Origin of the sequence: Micromonospora sp. HM5-17, from assembly GCF_003762835.1 — a bacterium.
Taxonomy (GTDB): Bacteria; Actinomycetota; Actinomycetes; order Mycobacteriales; family Micromonosporaceae; genus Plantactinospora.
This window is the reverse complement of record NZ_RJWA01000002.1, coordinates 311,504-329,463: the sequence shown is the minus strand read 5'-3', so window position 1 is coordinate 329,463 and position 17,960 is coordinate 311,504. Positions and strand designations below refer to the sequence as shown.

Here is a 17,960-nt window from a genome sequence, read left to right as displayed (position 1 = left end):
CCCTTACGCGCGCACGACGATCCGTACGCCGTCTTGATCTCGAAACTGACAGGTACTAGCTGGTGGGCGCCGCGGCCGCACCGGCGCCCTGACCCCGGCTGTCCCCCGACTGGCCGCGGGTCGCCGACGCCGCGCGCAGCGCCTCGATTTCCCGCTCGAAGTCGTCCAGCGACTCGAACGACCGGTACACGCTGGCGAACCGCAGGTAGGCGACCTCGTCCAACTCCCGCAGCGGGCCGAGGATGGCCAGCCCCACCTCGTGGCTCGGCACCTCTGCCGCGCCCTTGGCCCGGACCGTCTCCTCCACCCGCTGGGCCAGCAGCGCGATCGCGTCGTCGTCCACCGGGCGGCCCTGGCACGCCTTGCGCACCCCGCCGATAATCTTCGTCCGGCTGAACGGCTCCGTGACGCCACTCCGCTTGACCACCGCCAGAACGGCCTCCTCGACGGTGGTGAACCGCTTTCCGCACTCGGGGCAGGCCCGCCGCCGACGGATCAGCTGTCCGTCGTCGGCCTCCCGGGAGTCGACGACCCGGGAGTCGGGGTGTCGACAGTACGGGCACCGCATCGCCGACCCTCCTTCCGCCGCCGCGGCGTCCCCGCGCTGCCTCAACCGTAGAAGCGATGGGTAGTTGAACCCCAACCTGTGGGCAACTTACAGCCTTGTTACTACTACATCTAGGGGTCGACCGTATGCCCAGGAGGGGGCCAGGTCAAGTTGGCGGGGCGTGGTGAAGCCCGCACATTGTCAACCGGCCGACAGGGTCGGCCGTTACCGGACCATGGGCAGAATCAGCCGTTGGCCGACCTGAAGCGGCGCGGAACCCAACCCGTTGAGCCGACGGAGCTCCTCGACCACCACGGCCGGATCCCGCTCGGGGCGGTGCCGTTCGGCCACGGACCAGAGACTGTCCCCCGGCTGGACGACGACGATCTCTGGTGCCCCCGCACCGGACCCATCCGGCGGGCCGGCCGCGCCGGCCCGATCGGCGGGCGCACCGGCGCCGGGGTCGGCGGCTCGGGAGGCCGGGGAGAGGATCGCCGCGGCCGTGGCCACGAGGAGCAGCAGGAGGATCGTCACGACCAGCCGACCCCGGCGGGTCAGTCGCAGCCGGCCGCCGTGGGACGCCCTCGGAACCCCTGCCGCACCCATCATGACCTCCTAAATCGAACATAGGTTCGAATGGCCGGACTACGATGGTCTATCAGAACACCCGTTCGATGTCGAGCATCCGGGGACGACACGCCGGACGGAATGTCGTACAGATGTTTGAAGCTGTGTGATCTCACCTATACGGTCGTGACCATCGACACCGGCTCGGCGCCATCCGGGCGGCGTCGAGTGCCCACGACGCACCAGGAGCCGCCACGGCGGCGCACCGCCACCAGGAGGACGACGTGTCGACCGACGACCGGCCGAGCCGGCCGAACGCCCAGAAGCGCACCGCCCCGAGCAGCCGGACCGTTCGGCGGGGCGGGACCCGGACCCGGGACGGCGCGCCGGCCCTGCGCGCCGTCACCCCCGTGGTGAGCACCTTCCCCGACCTGGTGACGGCCGACCTCACCGCGCGACAGCGGCGCATCCTCGAGTTCATCCGGAACTGGGTCGAGCGGTACGGCTACCCGCCGAGCGTCCGGGAGATCGGGGAGGCGGTCGGGCTGGTCTCGCCGTCCAGCGTCGCCTACCAGCTCAAGGAGCTGGAGCGGAAGGGCTTCCTGCGCCGCGATCCCCACCGTCCCCGCGCCGTGGACGTCCGCCCGCCGAGCGAGATCGTCGACGACGAGGCCGCCCGGGCGCACCGCCCCGCCCCGGCATACGTGCCGTTGCTCGGCCGGATCGCCGCCGGTGGGCCGATCCTCGCCGAGCAGGCCGTCGAGGACGTCTTCCCGCTCCCCCGGGAGCTGGTCGGCGAGGGCGAGGTCTTCATGCTCCAGGTCAAGGGCGACTCGATGCTGGAGGCAGCGATCTGCGACGGCGACTGGGTGGTCGTCCGGCAACAGCCGACGGCAAACTCCGGAGAGATCGTCGCCGCGATGCTCGACGGCGAGGCGACGGTCAAGACCTACCGCGTCCGCGACGGGCACGTCTGGCTCATGCCCCAGAACCCCGCCTTCGACCCCATTCCCGGCGACAACGCCACGATCATGGGCCGCGTGGTGGCCGTCCTGCGGCGCATCTGACCCCACCCGACCCACCGTCGTCCCCACCGACGCGGACCCGTCCCAGCGGGTCGGCGTCGGTGTCTCGGCGGACCTGACCGGGACCGACCGGCCGCCGGCCGCAGCCCGCGCGCCGCCCGGCCCCGGCTCACCTCGCGACGGCGGCGTAGCGGCCACCGACGCAACCGCACCTCGGCGGCGCCCCGCTCGCCACTCGGCGGCGTACCCACACGGCGCCGCTTCGACCCGATCATTCGACCCGATCAGCGGTAGTCGTAGTTGTCGGGACCACCGGACCGCGGGCCGGGCTGGCCGTACTGGCCGGCGCGCGGTGCGGGGTCGTCGTGCCCCGAGCCGGTCCAGGGCTGCTCGTCCGGGCCGGGCCGGCCGCCCCGCCGGGCCGGCTGCGCACCGCGGCCGTACACCCCGCCGCCGCCCGGCTGCCCGCCGTAGACCCCTCCGCCACCGGACCGCGGACGGGCGACCGGCGCACCATCCGGCCGAGGCCGACCCGCCGGCGGTACGCCCCGCTCCGGGCCACCCTGCCCACCGCCGTACACCCCGCCCCCGGCCGGCCGGCCACCATACACCCCACCGCCACCGGACCGCGGACGGGCGACCGGCGCACCATCCGGCCGAGGCCGACCCGCCGGCGGTACGCCCCGCTCCGGGCCACCCTGCCCACCGCCGTACACCCCACCCCCGGCCGGCCGGCCACCATACACCCCACCGCCACCGGCGGACCTGCGCCGGCCCACCGGCTCCAGGTCGTCGGCGGGCCGGTCGGATCGGTAACCCTGGCCGTAGCCTCTGCCCCCGGAATCCTGGCTCCACCCGCCATCGCGGTCGTCGTGCCCCGGCTGTCGGCCGGTCGGCGCGGACCCGCCCGGCCGCGCCTGGCGGCCCGCCCGCGGACCGAGATCGTCGTCGTCTCCGCCGCCCGCGCCCGTTCCGTCATCGGGCCGGCGACGCGCGCGGACGATGCCGAAGACGCCGAGCGCGACCAGCAGCGCCCCGAGCACGCCGACGCCGCCGATCAGGTACGTGATGTCGTCGAGGGTCAGCGAGTCCGTCCAGGAGCCTCCCGAGTCCTCCGCGTCCTTTTCCGACTCGTCGTCGGCGGCGGCCGCCGCCGTGGCCGGGGTGTAGCTCAGGATCGTCACGTCGGTCGGCTCGTCGAGCGAGGCGACGTCGGAGACCGTCAGGAAGCTCTTCCCGTCCGCGCTGTAGGCGATCGCCTCGCCGAACGGGTCCTCCAGCGGCGTCATGCGCGGTGTGCCGGTGGTCAGCGTCTTGACCAGGTCGCCGTCCTGGACGTCCCACTCGAACGCGTCGGCGTAGGTCCGGACCACGATCCGCTTGCCGTCGGGGGAACGGGCCGCGCCGGTGATGGTCAGCCGACCCGCCGGACCGAAGCGGTTGGCGGTGGTGGACTTCGGCAGGGAGAACTCGCCGGCCTTCTCCAGCGGCACGCCCACGGTGTTGTTCTTCTTCAGCTCCTCGGCGGGCCGGTAGATCTCCGCCTTACCCGTCGTCTTCGTGATGATCAGCGGAACGCCGTCGTCCCCGATCAGCAGCGCCTCGGCGTCGCGACGCTGCTCGTCCGGGTAGGCGAGCCGGTGGATCACGGGGCGGCTGGAGCCGCTCACCGGCATGCTCCACAGCGCCACCGTGGGGCGTCGCTCGGTCCCGTTGTCCCCGGTGTCCGCGATCCACACGGTCTTGCCGTCGGGAGAGATCGCGAGGTCCTCCGGATCGAGCGGGCCGTTGCCGCCGTACGTCACCGCCGTGTCGAGCCGGCACCTCTCGTCGAGCAGGAAGACGCGCTCCCGGCTGGGGTCCTCGCTGCCGTCATTGATCACGATGTAGCCGTCGGAGGTGGCGATCAGCCCCGAGAGCTCGCTCATCCGCTCGTCGGTGATGGTACAGACCTTCTTGCCCGGCTCGGCGTACGCCGCGACCGCGTCGACGCCGAGGTCGACCCCGACCAGGGAAAAACCCAGCCCGAGCACGCCGCAGCCGACCAGCACCGTGGAGAGGATTCGCCGCATTCGCTCAGTGTCGCATGCGGCGGTGCCGATCCGGGGAGGCGGCTGATCAACCTACCGTGGCCGTGTCGCGGTCGGCCAGCCTCATCCGGCTGTTTCCTGGTAGGGCGCGAGTTCTGCCGCGAGCGCCGCGTCGACCCGGACGTGGACCCTCGTCCCCTCCGGCAGGTGGGCGGTGCCGAGCACCTCTCCCTGCCGGTGCACCCGGGCCACCAGGTCGCCTCGGTCGTACGGCAGGATCGCCCGCACCTCGACCGCCGGTCGCGGCAGCCGTTCCTCGATCGCGGCCCGCAGGTCGTCGATGCCGCGGGCGGTCCGGGCGGAGACGAAGACGGCGTCCGGCCACTCGCGCTTGAGCCGGAGCAGGGTCTCCTCGTCCGCCGCGTCGATCTTGTTGACCACCAGGAGTTCGGGCAGCTTGTCGGCGCCGACCTCGGCCAACACCGTCCGGACCGCCCGAACCTGCTCCTCCGGGTTGGGGTGTGCCCCGTCCACCACGTGCATGATGAGGTCGGCGTCGGCGACCTCCTCGAGGGTGGAGCGGAACGCCTCGACGATCTGGTGCGGCAGGTGCCGGACGAATCCGACCGTGTCGGCCAGGGTGTAGACCCGGCCGTCCGACGTGTAGGCCCGCCGGGTCGTCGGGTCGAGGGTGGCGAAGAGGGCGTTCTCCACCAGGACCCCGGCGTTGGTGAGGCGGTTGAGCAGGCTCGACTTCCCCGCGTTCGTGTAACCGGCGATCGCCACGGCCGGAACGTTGCTCCGGGTCCGCCGGGCCCGCTTGGTCTGCCGGACCGTCCGCATGGCCTTGATCTCGCGGCGTAGGCGGGCGATCCGGTGCCGGATGCGCCGCCGGTCGGTCTCGAGCTTGGTCTCACCCGGGCCGCGGAGGCCGACGCCGCCCGAGCCGCCGCCCCGCGCGCTCCCACCCGCCTGCCGGGACAGGCTCTCGCCCCAGCCGCGGAGCCGGGGCAGCAGGTATTCGAGCTGGGCCAGCTCGACCTGGGCCTTACCCTCCTTGCTCTTGGCGTGCTGGGCGAAGATGTCCAGGATCAGCGCCGTCCGGTCGACGACCTTGACCTTGATGCGTTGCTCCAGGTTGCGCAGCTGCGAGGGCGACAGTTCACCGTCGCAGATCACGGTGTCGGCCCCTGTGGCGAGGACCACGGACCCGAGGTCGTCGACCTTGCCCCGACCGATGTAGGTGGCCGGGTCGGGGCGGCTGCGTCGCTGGATCAGCCCCTCCAGCACCTGCGACCCGGCGGTCTCGGCGAGCGCCGCGAGCTCGGCCAGGGAGTTCTCCGCGTCGGTCACGGTCCCCTCGGTCCAGACGCCGACCAGGACCACCCGCTCGAGTCGCAGCTGCCGGTACTCAACCTCGGTGACGTCGGTGAGTTCGGTGGAGAGACCCGCGACCCGGCGCAGCGCCTGGCGGTCCTCCAGTTCCAGTTCACCGGTGGTGACGTCGTCACCGCCGAGGACGATGGGGTCGAGATCCTCGTCGGCCAGCCGAACGAAGCTCTCCTGGTCTCGCAATCCGCCCTCCTGTATGGGGCCCCGACGCCCGGCTGGCGTCTTTGCTGTCTGGTGTCGCCTATCCTGCCGTTTTCGGCCTCGGCGGCAGTGGCACCAATCGTGACACGGCCGACGGCCCTACGCACCCGCTATATCCCCCGGCTGCGCCGTCCGACGCCCCCCGGCGCGGAGCCGTCGACCGGGGTATGCCCCTCCGTCGCTGCTGGATGCCTCGACGGGCCGGGCCTGGCGTCAGGACCGTTTCCGGACGGTCCTAGGGTGATCCGGGTCGCCACAGGGCGACCACCGCCGGGGGCAGCGGTTTCCCGTCGCCCGCGGGCGGTCAGAATGCTGACGGCGGCAACGACGCCGCGGGACGACGACGGAGGACGACGTGGCGATCACCCGACTGCCGAGCGCCGGATTCTCGATCACCATCCGGATCGGCGTGACGGCGGACGCTTCGGCCATCGGCCGGCTGACCACCTGCGTCGGCGAGGCCGGCGCCATCGTCACCGCGCTCGACGTGGTCGACTCGGACCCCACGACCGTCATCGTCGACCTCACCTGCGACACCGCGGACGCGAACCACGCCGACCAGGTGGTGCGGTCGTTGACCGCCCTGGACGGGGTGGATGTCCGGAAGGTCTCGGATCGTACCTTCCTGCTCCATCTCGGTGGCAAGATCGAGGTCTCGCCGAAGGTGGCACTGCGCAACCGCGACGAACTCTCCCGGGCGTACACCCCGGGGGTCGCCCGGGTCTGCCTGGCGATCGCCGAGAACCCCAGGGACGCGCGGCGACTCACCATCAAACGGAACACGGTCGCGGTGGTGACCGACGGCTCCGCCGTACTCGGACTGGGCAACATCGGCCCGGCGGCGGCGCTGCCGGTGATGGAGGGCAAGGCGGCGCTCTTCAAGCGGTTCGGCGGGGTCGACGCCTGGCCCGTGGTGCTCGACACCCAGGACCCGGACGAGATCGTCTCGATCGTCCGGGCGATCGCCCCGCAGTACGGGGGGATCAACCTGGAGGACATCGCCGCGCCCCGCTGCTTCGAGATCGAGACCCGGCTGCGCGAGCTGCTCGACATCCCGGTCTTCCACGACGACCAGCACGGCACCGCGATCGTCGTCCTGGCCGCGCTGACCAACGCGCTGCGTGTCGTGGGCAAGAAGCTCGCGGACGTCCGGGTGGTCGTCTCGGGCGCCGGCGCCGCCGGTACGGCGATCATGAAACTGCTGCTCCGTCAGGGCGTCGGCGACATCATCGCGTACGACCGGCAGGGCGCCCTGCACCGCGGCCTGACCGGGCTGAACCCGGCCTGGCAGTGGCTGGCCGAGAACACCAACCGGGAGAACTTCTCCGGCGACCTGCGCAGCGCGCTGCGCGGCGCGGACGTCTTCATCGGGGTGAGCGCCCCCAACCTGCTGACCGGCGAGGACATCGCCACCATGGCCCCGGACGCGATCGTCTTCGCGCTGGCCAACCCGGATCCGGAGGTGGATCCGCGGGAGGCCCGCAAGTACGCCGCGGTGGTCGCCACGGGCCGGTCCGACCAGCCGAACCAGATCAACAATGTCCTCGCCTTCCCCGGGGTGTTCCGGGGAATGTTGGACGCGCACGCCGAGGAGTTCACCGAGGAGATGGCGATCGCGGCCGCCCGGGCCATCGCCGACGTGGTCGGGACGGACAAGATCAATCCCACGGTCATCGTGCCGAGCGTCTTCGACTCCCGGGTCGCACCCGCGGTGGCGGCGGCGGTCCGGGCCGCGACCCGCCACCCCGCTCCCCCGCCGGCCGCCGACCCGGGACCGGCTGACCTGCCCGAGATCGCCGCCGAGGCCGCGGCGCCAGTCAACCCGCTCTCCAGCTGACCGCGCTCGCCGGTGCCGGCGGTGCCCGTCCGGCCCGTCTCGGACGGGCGCCGTCGCCCCTGCTTCACCGGCCGACACCCATCCGGACGCGCCGATCCGCGAAAGGACCAGCGCGTCGGAAACGGCCTCGACTCCCGCGGTGAGGGGCGCGGCGCGACCTGCCCGCCCCGGCGCCGGCGATCTCCCGGCGTGGCTCAGCCGATCCCGCGTGGCCCAGGCGATCCCGCCCGGCTCAGGCGACGGTCAGCGCGGCGAGGTCCACCTCGCCCCGCGCGACCAGCACCGCCGGCCCCGCGAGCCAGCAGGTCCGCTCGTCGACCGTCACCGTCAGCCGACCGCCCGGTACGTCCACCGCCACCACCCCGGCGCGGCGACCGGCGTCCCGGAGCACCACCGCCGCAACGGCGCAAGCCCCCGAGCCGCAGGAGAGGGTCTCCCCGGAGCCCCGCTCGTGGACCCGCATCCGCACGTGCAGGTCGGCCCCTGCCACCGGCTCCGCTGGATTCACGAACTCGACGTTGACGCCGGTGGGGAAGAGCGCCGCGTCAAACCCGGGCATCCGGGTGAGGTCCAGGGCCGCCAGTTCGACGTTCGCCGGCAGGACGCAGACCAGGTGCGGATTGCCGCAGTCCACGGCCGTGCCGGGGAGGGTGAGCCCGCCGACGGTGGCGACGCCCCGGCCGGTGATCCGGGGCACGCCCAAATCGACCGCGAGCTCCCCCGCGCGGACCTCGACCCGGACCACGCCGGCGCGGGTGGCGACGGGCAGGGTGCCGCCGACCGGGCCGGCGAGCCCGTGCGCCGTCAGGTACCGGGCGAAGACCCGGACGCCGTTGCCGCACATCTCGGCGAGCGAGCCGTCCGCGTTCCGGTAGTCCATGAACCACTCGGCCGTGCCGGCGTACGCGACCGCCTCGGGGTGCTTCGCCGCCCGTACCACCCGCAGGACGCCGTCGGCACCGATGCCGCGCCGCCGGTCGCAGAGCGCGGCCACGACCGCCGCGGTCAGCTCGAGCTGACCGTCGGGGTCGGGCAGGATGACGAAGTCGTTGCCGGTGCCGTGGCCCTTGGTGAACTGCACGCCCCCATCATTCCCGAGCCGCGGCGACCAACGCCAAGGCGGCCTCGACCAGGTCCGCGCGGGCCGCGTCGAGCCAGGTGATCCGGGGGTCGCGCCGGAACCACGAACGCTGGCGGCGGACGAACCGCCGGGTGGCCCGGACGGTCTCGTCCCGGGCCTGCGCCTCGGTCAGCTCGCCGTCGAACATCCGCAGCACCTGCTGGTAGCCGAGGGCGCGGCTGGCCGTCCGGCCGGCGCGGAGCCCCTGGACCTCCAGCGCCCGGGTCTCCTCGACCAGCCCGGCCTCCCACATCCGGTCCACCCGCACCGCGATCCGCTCGTCGAGGAGCCCGGTCTCCAGGTCGACCCCGATCTGGACCGCGTCGTAGAACGGGACCGGTTGGGGCAGCGTGGCGGTGAACGGTGCTCCGGTGAGCTCGATCACCTCGAGTGCCCGGACGATCCGTCGCCCGTTGCTGGGCAGGATGTTCCGCGCCGCCACCGGATCGGCCGCCTGCAACCGGGTGTACAGCGGCGCCGGTCCCCGCTGGCGCAGCTCCTCCTCCAGCCTCGCCCGCACCGCCGGGTCGGTGCCGGGGAAGTCGAACTCCTCCAGCACCGCCCGGACGTAGAGCCCCGACCCGCCGACCAGCAGCGGCACCCGGCCCCGGGCGAGGATGTCGTCGATGGCGGCCCGGGCCAGCGTCTGGTACTCGGCGACGCTCGCTGGCGCGGTGACCGGCCAGATGTCCAGCAGGTGGTGGGGCACGTCGTCCCGCTCGGCCGGGGTGAGCTTGGCGGTCCCGATGTCCATGCCGTGGTAGAGCTGCATCGAGTCGGCGTTCACCACCTCACCGCCGAGCGCGCGGGCCAGGGCGAGGCTCAGCGCGGACTTGCCGGCCGCCGTCGGCCCGACCACCGCCACCACCCGCCCCCGGCCAGGGGTGTCCCGACTCCGGCCAGCCGCCCCGCCCGGGTCCGCGGCACCACCGGCGCGGCCGGGGTCCGACGCGGTCACCGCGGTGCTCCCGGCGCCGGGGTCCAGGTCGCGACGAAGTAGCTGACCCCGTACGGCGCCGCGTAGTAGGACAGCTCTCCGCGCCAGGCACCGCCGCGGGCGGCCGCCGCGAGAACCTGCCAGGGCGCCCGCCCGGCGACCCGCAGCCGCGCCGACAACCGGGGCTCCAGGGCCAGCAGCGCGGCACCGTCGGCGGCCGCCAGTGCCGCCGCGACCGCGTCGTCGTACGGCTGGGCGCGCGGGTCGTCGTACCCGGGGGACCGCTCGCCCCGACAGGCCGAGCCGTCCCCCATCGCCAGCAGCGCCCACGGCCCGTCGTCCTCGCCGATCATGCTGGCGAGCCGGACGCACTCGGCGACCTCGGCCCGCTGCGCCACGCCCCACAGCCGCCACGGAAGCGATTGCCCGCCGGGCCGGCGGCTCGCCAACCAGGCGCCGACCATCAGGCTCAGCGGTAACCGCGGCCGCACCACCGCGGCCTCGGCCGGATCGCCGAGGACGACCTCGACCGGTACACCCCATGGCGCGAACGAGCTCCGAATGGGAAGGTGGTACGGCTGGGTCTCCGTGTCGGCGCCGACCACGACGAGACGACGGGCACCGGAGTCGACAAGTCGGGCGACGGCGGCGTCGCAGGCCTCTCGGAGGCCGTCGAGTTCGCCGGCGGCCGCCCCGGCGAGCGCGGGAACGATGATCGGTGGATGGGGACAGACGGCAGCGGCGACCAGTGGCACGGCCCCACCGTAGCGACCGGGCCGGGCGTCCGGGCGCGGGCCGGGCCGATCCCCGCGCGGCCAAAGACACCGTATGGTCACGGTCGACGATAGGCGCTCGACGGGGACCGGGTTGGACCTGTGACAATGCCGGGAGAAACTTCGCTGCGCCGTGGCGGCGTACGCTCGGGACCCCCAGCCCGGCGACGTCGGGAGAACGAGGATGGGCACATGAGTGACTGGACTGCCTTTGGACGCGTGGATGAGGACGGGAACGTCTACGTCAAGACGGCCGAGGGCGAGCGCGTGGTCGGTTCCTGGCAGGCCGGATCACCGGAGGAGGGCTTGGCCCACTTCGCCCGCCGTTTCGCCGATCTGGTCACCGAGGTCGATCTGGCCGAGGCCCGCCTCAACTCCGGGGCGGCGGATCCCTCCGGCTCGCTGACGACCATCCGCCGGCTGCGGGCGTCGCTCGCCGACGCGCACGTGGTCGGCGACCTCGACGGGCTGGCCGCCCGGCTGGACCGGCTCGCCGTCCTCGCCGAGGAGAAGGTGGGCGAGGCCCGGGCGGCGCGCGAGACCGCGCGGGCCGAGGCCGTGGCCCGGAAGACGGCGCTCGTCGAGGAGGCCGAGAAGCTGGCGGCCGAGTCGACCGGCTGGAAGGTTGCCGGGGACCGGCTCAAGGAGATCCTCGAGGAGTGGAAGACGATCCGCGGCGTCGACAAGAAGACCGACGGCGAGCTGTGGAAGCGGTTCGCCGCCGCCCGGGACGCCTTCACCCGACGCCGCGGCGCCCACTTCGCCATGTTGGACGCCCAGCGGAAGCAGGCCCAGGCCCTCAAGGAGCAACTGGTGGTCGAGGCCGAGTCACTGGCGGACTCGACGGACTGGGCACCGACCGCCGCCCGGCTGCGGGAGCTGATGGCACAGTGGAAGGCCGCGCCCCGAGCCTCGAAGGAGGCCGAGGAGCGGCTCTGGGAGCGGTTCCGGGGGGCGCAGGACGCGTTCTTCTCGCGACGCAGCGAGGTCTTCTCGGCCCGGGACGCCGAACTGCGCGCCAACCTGGAGCGGAAGCAGGCCCTGCTCGCCGAGGCGGAGGCGCTGGACGTCGACGGCGACCCGCGCGGGGCGCAGGCCAAGCTCCGGGAGATCCAGGGCCAGTGGCACGAGGTGGGCCGGGTGCCACGCGAGGCGGCGGCCGGGCTCGACCGTCGGCTGCGGGCGGTGGAGGAGAAGGTTCGGCAGGCGATGGACTCGGCGTGGCGGCGGACCGAGCCGTCGGCCAACCCGCTGCTGGCGCAGATGCGGGACCAGGTGGCCGAGGCCGAGCAGCGGCTGGCCCGGGCCCGCAGCGCCGGTGACGCCCGGCGGATCCGCGAGGCCGAGCAGGCGCTGGAGACCAAGCGGCGCTTCCTCCAACTCGCCGAGCAGGCGAGCTGATCCGCCCCGGGGCGACGCGAGGGCCCCGGGGCGCATCCGTCAGCGGTCGCAGGCCACCGCCGGGGCGGGTGCCGGCGGCGGCACCCCGACGGTGGGCAGCCCGAGGGGAACGGCCGTCCGCCGCGGGGCCAGCCCAGCCTCGTAGGCGTCCCCGGCCCGGGTACGACGGTGGGCCAGCGGCTCACCGTCGGCGTTGAGGTGGTGCGGTGCGGCGTACGTGACGACGGTGTGCACCACGTCCCCGGGCCGGATCTGCCCGGCCAGCGAACCGGCGTCGAAGTGCACCAGCCGGCCGTCCCGGGCCCGCCCGGACATCCGGCCGGTCCGCTCGTCCTTGCGCCCCTCGCCGACCGCGACCAGCACCTCCACCGGGGTGCCGACGAGCTTGCGGTTCTCCGCCCAGGTGATCTCCTCCACCGTGGCGATCAGCCGGTCGTAGCGTTCCTGCACCACCTGCTTGGGCACCTGGTTGGGCATCTCCGCGGCCGGGGTGCCGGGCCGCTTGGAGTACTGGAACGTGAAGGCGGAGGCGAACCGCGCCTCGCGGACCACCTCCAGGGTCCGTTCGAAGTCGGCCTCGGTCTCCCCGGGGAAGCCGACGATGATGTCGGTGGTGATCGCGGCGTCCGGCATCGCCGCCCGCACCTTCTCGAGGATCCCCAGGTAGCGCTCGGCGCGGTACGACCGCCGCATCGCCCGCAGCACGGCGTCGGAGCCGGACTGCAGCGGCATGTGCAGCGAGTGGCAGACATTCGGCGTCTCGGCCATCGCCGCGATCACGTCATCGGTGAAGTCCCGGGGGTGCGGGCTGGTGAACCGGACCCGCTCCAGCCCCTCGATCTCGCCGCAGGCGCGGAGCAGCTCGGCGAAGGCCGACCGGCCACCACGGTTCCGGTTCGGCTCGCCGTCGTCGAACGCGACGCCGTAGGAGTTCACGTTCTGGCCCAGCAGGGTGACCTCGAGCACACCCTCGGCGACGAGCGCCCGGACCTCGGCGAGGATGTCGCCGGGCCGTCGGTCCCGCTCCCGGCCCCGCAGCGCCGGCACGATGCAGAACGTGCAGGTGTTGTTGCAGCCCACCGAGATCGACACCCAGCCGGCGTACGTCGACTCGCGGCGGGCCGGCAGCGTCGAGGGGAACACCTCCAGCGACTCCAGGATCTCCACCTCGGCGGCGGCGTTGTGCCGGGCCCGCTCCAGCAGCACCGGCAGCGAGCCGATGTTGTGGGTGCCGAAGACCACGTCGACCCAGGGTGCCCGGCGGACGATCTCTCCCCGGTCCTTCTGGGCCAGACAGCCGCCGACGGCGATCTGCATCCCGGGCCGCCGCTCCTTCACCGGACGCAGGTGGCCGAGGTTCCCGTAGAGCCGATTGTCCGCATTCTCCCGGACGGCGCAGGTGTTGAAGACCACCACGTCCGGATCGTCGGTCTCGGCGGCCCGGACGTAGCCGGCCTGCTCCAGCAGTCCGGAAATCCGCTCGGAGTCGTGGACGTTCATCTGGCAGCCGTACGTACGCACCTGGTAGGTGCGGGGGCTGCCCGGGGCTGCGGTAGTCATGACAGTGACAGAGTATCCGCAGCGGGCGGCACGCCCGATCCATGCCTGCGGCGCGATCCCGTCCCCCGTGCATCGAGGGCGGCGGAGACGATCACGCCGAGAGATCGCGAAGCGAGGAGGAGCGCCATGTGCCGGAGCATCCGGACGCTGCGGGAACCGTACACCGAGGTCGTGACGGACGCGGACATCGAGGCTGCCGCGTTGCAGTACGTCCGGAAGATCTCCGGGTTCCGGACCCCGGCCGCGCACAACGCCGAGGCGTTCCACGCCGCGGTGGCCGCGGTCGCGGAGGCGACCCGAACCCTGCTGGACCGGCTCGTGGTCCGCGGCGGTGGTCAGGCCGCCGCGAGGGCGGGCAGCACGGAGTCCGGCACCCAGCGGGACTGATGACAGGGTGCCCAGCCCCGGCACCGGGGGCTCAGCACGGTACAGAGCCGCTGGTTGGAGAGGATCACGCCGTCGTCGGTCTCCCGGACGTCCAGGTGCACCGGACGGATCGTGCCGTCGGGGGTGACCAGCAGGTGCCGCCCGGCGTCGAGGGTGTCGTCCGGCAGCAGGCAGGCGCGGCGCAGCCGGCGGGCGAACGCCGCCACGGCGACCACCTCCACCGCGCCGGTCGGCACGGCGTAGCAGTCGACGGCGGTCGGGAAGTCGCCGGGCCGGTGCCAGACATCGGCGAGCACCGCGCCCTGCGACAGGTCCGCCGGGTCGATCGCGCCGAGCGGCAGCACCGGTACGCCGAGCGCGTCGGCGAGCGCGGGACGGATCTCCGTGGCGGCGACGCGCCCCTCGATCCTCCAGTTCCACAGCTCGATCATTGCCGCCTCCTCGCTCTGCTCGGTACCGCCCGGCCACGCCTCGTGGTCGGGCGCCCGCGTCGGCCACCCCCGGTCGTCGGGTGGGCGGCCCTCACCCCGATGGTGCCGGGCGGACCGGGTCGAGCGCGGCTAAGTTACCGGTCTGTGACCATATCTGCCGAAATAGACGACCCTTGACTACCTATTGTAGTCAGACGCATCCACCACTCCGGTGTGACGCGCCCGGGATGCTCACCCTACGTGGTCAGCGCAAGTACGAAACGTCAGGCATCGGACAAGTGTGAGGCAGGCTCGGCCCGACCGGTCTCCCGCCGACCCGGCCGGAAGCGCGTGATTGTCCACCGGACCCGCCGCACGCCGAGCGGAACGGACGGACATGCCTACCATAAGGGACAGAACAGCGCCGCCAGCCGCGGAGGCGGGCAGGTACCTGGTGGTCCTCACGGTCTTCGAACCGGCGCCCTCCCGTCGGTGATCCTCACGGCGTTCCTCGGCGACGAGGAGCGCGTCGACCGGCTGTCGCTGGTCGACGCGCGGGAGCTGCTGTCCCGGCTCCGCCTGGTGCTCCGGCTGGCGGGTACACGGTGAAGCTGCTCCGCCGGACCCCGCCCCCGAACCCCGCCGCCGTGGCCGCGGCTCGCGCCGCCGAAACCCAGGCCGAGGTCGCCCGGCTCCGCGCCCTGGCCGAGCTGCGCCGCGAACAGGAGGCCGCCGACCGCCGCGCGCAGGGGGACATACTGTGGGCCCCTCCCCTGCGCGCCGCTTCCACGGCGGTGCAGGTCTCGGCAACGGGTACCGGAGAGCTGTCCCGGTGGGTGAGCCCGTCAACCTGCTGGACCGGGTACCGTCCGAAGTGGCGGCCCCGCCGGAGTAGCGGTCGGCGGGCCGCCGCCCAGACCGCTACCTGGGAGCGTGGACCATGTCCGACCCGGCACCGTTCGGTGCCCGACTTCGCGCCCACCGAGAGCGCGCGGGCAAGACCAGAGCAGTCCTCGGCGGTCTCGTCGGTCGCAGCGAAGCATGGGTCAAGGCCCTGGAAACCGGCCGCCTGCTCACCCCCCGGCTGCCGATGCTGATCCGCCTCGCAGAAGTCCTCGACATCACCGACCTGGCCGACCTGACCGGCCACCAGTCCCTCCCGGTCGCCTCCGTGACCCGCGCCAGTCACCCCGACGCCGACCGGATCGCCGCAGCGCTGCAGCGCACCACCCTGCCGGTCGGCGACCCGACCCCGGCCGACGTGCTCCGCGGCCGGGTCGACCAGGCGTGGGCGCTCTGGCACCGCTCCTCCACCGAGCGAAGCGCGGTCGCCGCCGTGCTGCCCGACCTGCTCGACGCCACGCGGGTGTCCGCGCGCCGGCTCGACGGCGCCGCGCGCCGCGCGGCGCTGGTCGAGCTGGCCCGGGTCTACCACCTGGCCCAGCTCTACGCCGCCGATCAGCCATACCCCGAGCTGGTCTGGCTGTCCGCCGACCGGGCGATGACCGCCGCGCAGGACGCGGACGACCCGGGCGCCATCGCGGCCGCGGCCTGGTACTACGCGCACGTGTACCGGGCGTCGAACCAGGTCGACGCCGCCGAGCAGGTGCTGACCGACGCTGCTTCGATGCTCGACCCCGCCGCCGGCCCGGAGCAGGCCGCCCGCTGGGGACAGCTGCACCTCGGCCTGGCGCTGGGGCACGCCAAGGCGGGCCGGGCCGGGCAGGCGTGGCGAGCGTGGGACACCGCCGACCGGACCGCAGCCCGGCTCGGCGACGGATACTCCCACCCCTGGTTGATGTTCGGCCCCACCGCCGTTGCCGCGTACGGGGTGACGGTGGAGATCGACCTCGTGCGCCCCGGGGAGGCCACCCGGCGGGCCACCGCCACCGACTACTCGTCCCTGCCGTCCCGCACCCGCCGGGCAACCCACCTCGTTGACGCGGCCCGCGCCTACATGATGCGCGGCGAGGACGTCGCGGTCGTGCACCTGCTGGGCCGCGCGCTGCGGGAGAGCGGCGACACCGTCCGCCACCGGCCGCACGCCCGGATGGCGGTCCTCGAGCTGACCGGCCGGCGCGGCACGGTCGGCGAGGACGCGCGGGAGCTGGCGCTCGCGATCGGCCTCGACGGGTAGCCGTCCCACGCGGACAGTTTGTCCCCGTGGCGCTCCGTGAACACGTCTACGTTCCTCCGTGAGGGCGCCCGGGCTGGGCGTACGCAGCAGGCCCAGGCGCCCTGCCGGTCCGGGGTGGCCCGCGAAGTCCACACCCCGGGCCGGTGATCCGATCAGGTGGAGAGCCCCGCTTCGTGGCCTGGGGTCCGGGGCGGGGTGACCGGTGGGAGGTGACGGTGGGTATCAGGGCGTGGTGGGAGAGCCGCCGGCGGCGGCGTGTCGTCGAGGTCGAGCGCGCGGCGCGGGAGCAGGACATGGTTGGGGTGGAGGCCGCCCGGCAGCGGGTCATCGAGCTGGCCCGGCGCGAACGCGAGGAGCGCGACCGGCGGCAGATGGCGTGGATCGGGCCGGCCCGGATCGACGGGCTGCCGCTGGTGACGTGGGGGCGGGCCCGCCAGTACCGAACCGGAGGTGGCCGGTGAGCGGCGACCCGCGGCCGGAGCTGCCGCCGCCGGCCGCCACGGCCGCTGTGGTGCGGGCGATGACCGCCGAGACCCGGCGGGCCCGGGACGCTGCCGCGGCGGCCGCCCGGCCCCCGCACCTGACCCCGGCGGTCTCGATCCCCGACATTCCCTCCGGCACGCTCCTCAGGCTCGGGCCGGACGAGTGGTCGCACTGCGCAAGGCTGCCGCCCGGCGCTCATCTCGACATGTCCGTGTCTCGCGCGTGCATCGGACCGTGATCCGGCAGGACGAGGCCGGCCTGTGGGTGTGGGTGGTCGGTCACGAGCAGCCGCGCTGCGGATGGACGTCAACCCCCGTCCACGCCCCGTGCCTGCACCTGCTGGTGCGGGTCGACGCCCTGACCCGGGCGGCCGCCCATGATGGTGCCCGAGGGTCGGCCGGGGCCCGCCGTTGAGGACGCCTACCGGATCATCACCTGGCACGCGGAGGGCAACGCCTGCTCACAATGCCGGCCCGGCTGGTGCCCCAGCCAGGAGTGGGCGCTGTGGGTGATCCGTGACGGACGACGAGCATCGGCCGCCGGAGGACGTACGGTCAGATCTCACCGGCGTCGGTGCTCGTCCGGGATCCCCTGGCCTCGTGGACGATGATCCCGTGCGGGTCGAAGGAGCTCGACCCCGCGATCACGCCACCCACCGACCTCGTGCAGGGTGAGCCCGGCGGACCGGAGCACGTCAGGCAGCCAGAGCAGTCGCATCAGGCCTCCTCACGTGGCCGGGGCGACGATCAGCAGCCGAAGGGCGTACGAGGACAACGACCTGATCTTCTGTCAGGCGGACGGGAAGCCTACTCCCCCGAGTACGTCTTTCGGCACTTCAGGGATCTCGCCCGGTCGGTGGGGCTGCCGCCGATCAAGCTGCACGGCGGCCGGCACACCGCGGCGACGCTGCGGCTAAAGGCGGGCACCGACCTCCGGATCGTCAGCGCGCAGATGGGGCACAACAGGACGGGAATCACGCGCGATCTCGACCAGCAGGTTCGGCGCGCGGTTCTGGACCAGGCGACGGAGGCGGTGATCCGGCTGACTCCGGAGCAGCGGAAGCGCGGCGAGGCGGCGGGCTGATGCCCGACGTGTCCCTGACGTGTCCAGAATCCGGCGTGATCAGCGGCGGTTGGCGGGCAAGCAGACCGGA

The 17,960-nt window shown here is 73.5% G+C and carries 17 protein-coding genes; 8 read left to right on the top strand and 9 right to left on the bottom strand.

Features of this window, described 5'->3' with window-relative positions; genetic code table 11:
* Positions 1-55: 55 nt before the first annotated feature.
* Both nrdR and EF879_RS06725 read right to left on the bottom strand, forming a co-directional pair.
* On the bottom strand, positions 56-568 hold the full coding sequence (gene nrdR, locus EF879_RS06730; protein ID WP_123555906.1) for a transcriptional regulator NrdR: 513 nt from the start codon (positions 566-568) through the stop codon (positions 56-58).
* Between the two features lie 204 nt (positions 569-772).
* Entirely contained in the window at positions 773-1,156 is a 384-nt protein-coding gene (locus EF879_RS06725; RefSeq protein ID WP_233604276.1) for a LysM peptidoglycan-binding domain-containing protein, read from the bottom strand.
* Between the two features lie 242 nt (positions 1,157-1,398).
* Between EF879_RS06725 and lexA the strand changes: the two genes are divergently transcribed.
* Positions 1,399-2,181, top strand: a complete 783-nt coding sequence (gene lexA / locus EF879_RS06720) for a transcriptional repressor LexA (protein ID WP_123555904.1) — start codon at positions 1,399-1,401, stop codon at positions 2,179-2,181.
* A gap of 242 nt (positions 2,182-2,423) precedes the next feature.
* Here lexA and EF879_RS06715 read toward each other — a convergent pair whose 3' ends face one another.
* A complete protein-coding gene (locus EF879_RS06715) occupies positions 2,424-4,211 on the bottom strand; it encodes a hypothetical protein (RefSeq protein ID WP_123555902.1) in 1,788 nt (595 codons plus the stop codon).
* Positions 4,212-4,292: 81 nt separating this feature from the next.
* A complete protein-coding gene (gene hflX, locus EF879_RS06710) occupies positions 4,293-5,744 on the bottom strand; it encodes a GTPase HflX (protein ID WP_199736185.1) in 1,452 nt (483 codons plus the stop codon).
* 373 nt (positions 5,745-6,117) lie between these two features.
* Between hflX and EF879_RS06705 the strand changes: the two genes are divergently transcribed.
* Complete coding sequence (locus tag EF879_RS06705; protein WP_123555900.1) at positions 6,118-7,599, top strand: NAD-dependent malic enzyme; 1,482 nt, start codon at positions 6,118-6,120, stop codon at positions 7,597-7,599.
* A gap of 232 nt (positions 7,600-7,831) precedes the next feature.
* Here the strand turns inward: EF879_RS06705 and dapF are convergent, their stop codons facing one another.
* From dapF to EF879_RS06690, 3 genes are read right to left on the bottom strand one after another with little or no spacing between them, the layout of a single operon-like run.
* Complete coding sequence (gene dapF / locus EF879_RS06700) at positions 7,832-8,680, bottom strand: diaminopimelate epimerase (RefSeq protein ID WP_123555898.1); 849 nt, start codon at positions 8,678-8,680, stop codon at positions 7,832-7,834.
* A gap of 7 nt (positions 8,681-8,687) precedes the next feature.
* Positions 8,688-9,704 (bottom strand): tRNA (adenosine(37)-N6)-dimethylallyltransferase MiaA, encoded by a 1,017-nt coding sequence (gene miaA / locus EF879_RS06695; RefSeq protein ID WP_123556826.1) that lies wholly within the window; start codon positions 9,702-9,704, stop codon positions 8,688-8,690.
* Positions 9,674-10,411, bottom strand: a complete 738-nt coding sequence (locus EF879_RS06690; RefSeq protein ID WP_123555896.1) for a hypothetical protein — start codon at positions 10,409-10,411, stop codon at positions 9,674-9,676. Before EF879_RS06690 ends, miaA begins: the two co-directional genes overlap by 31 nt.
* A 210-nt stretch (positions 10,412-10,621) precedes the next feature.
* Between EF879_RS06690 and EF879_RS06685 the strand changes: the two genes are divergently transcribed.
* The gene (locus EF879_RS06685; RefSeq protein ID WP_123555893.1) at positions 10,622-11,830 is read left to right on the top strand and encodes a DUF349 domain-containing protein; all 1,209 of its coding nucleotides are present in this window, start codon (positions 10,622-10,624) and stop codon (positions 11,828-11,830) included.
* Positions 11,831-11,869: 39 nt separating this feature from the next.
* On the opposite strand, the gene miaB is transcribed toward EF879_RS06685, so the two are convergent.
* Positions 11,870-13,390, bottom strand: a complete 1,521-nt coding sequence (gene miaB / locus EF879_RS06680) for a tRNA (N6-isopentenyl adenosine(37)-C2)-methylthiotransferase MiaB (protein ID WP_123555891.1) — start codon at positions 13,388-13,390, stop codon at positions 11,870-11,872.
* A gap of 126 nt (positions 13,391-13,516) precedes the next feature.
* Between miaB and EF879_RS06675 the strand changes: the two genes are divergently transcribed.
* Positions 13,517-13,777 (top strand): DUF2277 family protein, encoded by a 261-nt coding sequence (locus tag EF879_RS06675; protein ID WP_123555889.1) that lies wholly within the window; start codon positions 13,517-13,519, stop codon positions 13,775-13,777.
* Here the strand turns inward: EF879_RS06675 and EF879_RS06670 are convergent.
* On the bottom strand, positions 13,726-14,208 hold the full coding sequence (locus tag EF879_RS06670) for a hypothetical protein (RefSeq protein WP_123555887.1): 483 nt from the start codon (positions 14,206-14,208) through the stop codon (positions 13,726-13,728). The genes EF879_RS06675 and EF879_RS06670 overlap by 52 nt on opposite strands.
* Positions 14,209-15,127: 919 nt before the next feature.
* Here EF879_RS06670 and EF879_RS06665 point away from each other — a divergent pair.
* The 4 genes from EF879_RS06665 to EF879_RS06645 all read left to right on the top strand — a co-directional run bounded on the left by EF879_RS06665 (position 15,128) and on the right by EF879_RS06645 (position 17,890).
* Positions 15,128-16,324, top strand: coding sequence for a helix-turn-helix transcriptional regulator (locus EF879_RS06665; RefSeq protein ID WP_123555885.1), 1,197 nt, complete (start codon positions 15,128-15,130; stop codon positions 16,322-16,324).
* A gap of 215 nt (positions 16,325-16,539) precedes the next feature.
* The gene (locus EF879_RS06660; protein ID WP_148086371.1) at positions 16,540-16,785 is read left to right on the top strand and encodes a hypothetical protein; all 246 of its coding nucleotides are present in this window, start codon (positions 16,540-16,542) and stop codon (positions 16,783-16,785) included.
* Positions 16,782-17,045 carry a hypothetical protein gene (locus EF879_RS06655; protein WP_123555879.1) on the top strand — a complete coding sequence of 88 codons (264 nt, stop codon included), beginning with the start codon at positions 16,782-16,784 and terminating at the stop codon, positions 17,043-17,045. Before EF879_RS06660 ends, EF879_RS06655 begins: the two co-directional genes overlap by 4 nt.
* Positions 17,046-17,380: 335 nt before the next feature.
* Entirely contained in the window at positions 17,381-17,890 is a 510-nt protein-coding gene (locus tag EF879_RS06645; RefSeq protein ID WP_158624120.1) for a hypothetical protein, read from the top strand.
* Positions 17,891-17,960 lie beyond the last annotated feature (70 nt).

Excerpts from the sequence above, each read along its gene's own strand:
- nrdR (WP_123555906.1), bottom strand. The coding sequence starts at position 568 with ATGCGGTGCCCGTACTGTCGACACCCCGACTCCCGGGTCGTCGACTCC.
- EF879_RS06725 (WP_233604276.1), bottom strand. The coding sequence starts at position 1,156 with ATGATGGGTGCGGCAGGGGTTCCGAGGGCGTCCCACGGCGGCCGGCTG.
- EF879_RS06715 (WP_123555902.1), bottom strand. The coding sequence starts at position 4,211 with ATGCGGCGAATCCTCTCCACGGTGCTGGTCGGCTGCGGCGTGCTCGGG.
- EF879_RS06685 (WP_123555893.1), top strand. The coding sequence starts at position 10,622 with ATGAGTGACTGGACTGCCTTTGGACGCGTGGATGAGGACGGGAACGTC.
- miaB (WP_123555891.1), bottom strand. The coding sequence starts at position 13,390 with ATGACTACCGCAGCCCCGGGCAGCCCCCGCACCTACCAGGTGCGTACG.
- EF879_RS06675 (WP_123555889.1), top strand. The coding sequence starts at position 13,517 with ATGTGCCGGAGCATCCGGACGCTGCGGGAACCGTACACCGAGGTCGTG.
- EF879_RS06670 (WP_123555887.1), bottom strand. The coding sequence starts at position 14,208 with ATGATCGAGCTGTGGAACTGGAGGATCGAGGGGCGCGTCGCCGCCACG.
- EF879_RS06665 (WP_123555885.1), top strand. The coding sequence starts at position 15,128 with ATGTCCGACCCGGCACCGTTCGGTGCCCGACTTCGCGCCCACCGAGAG.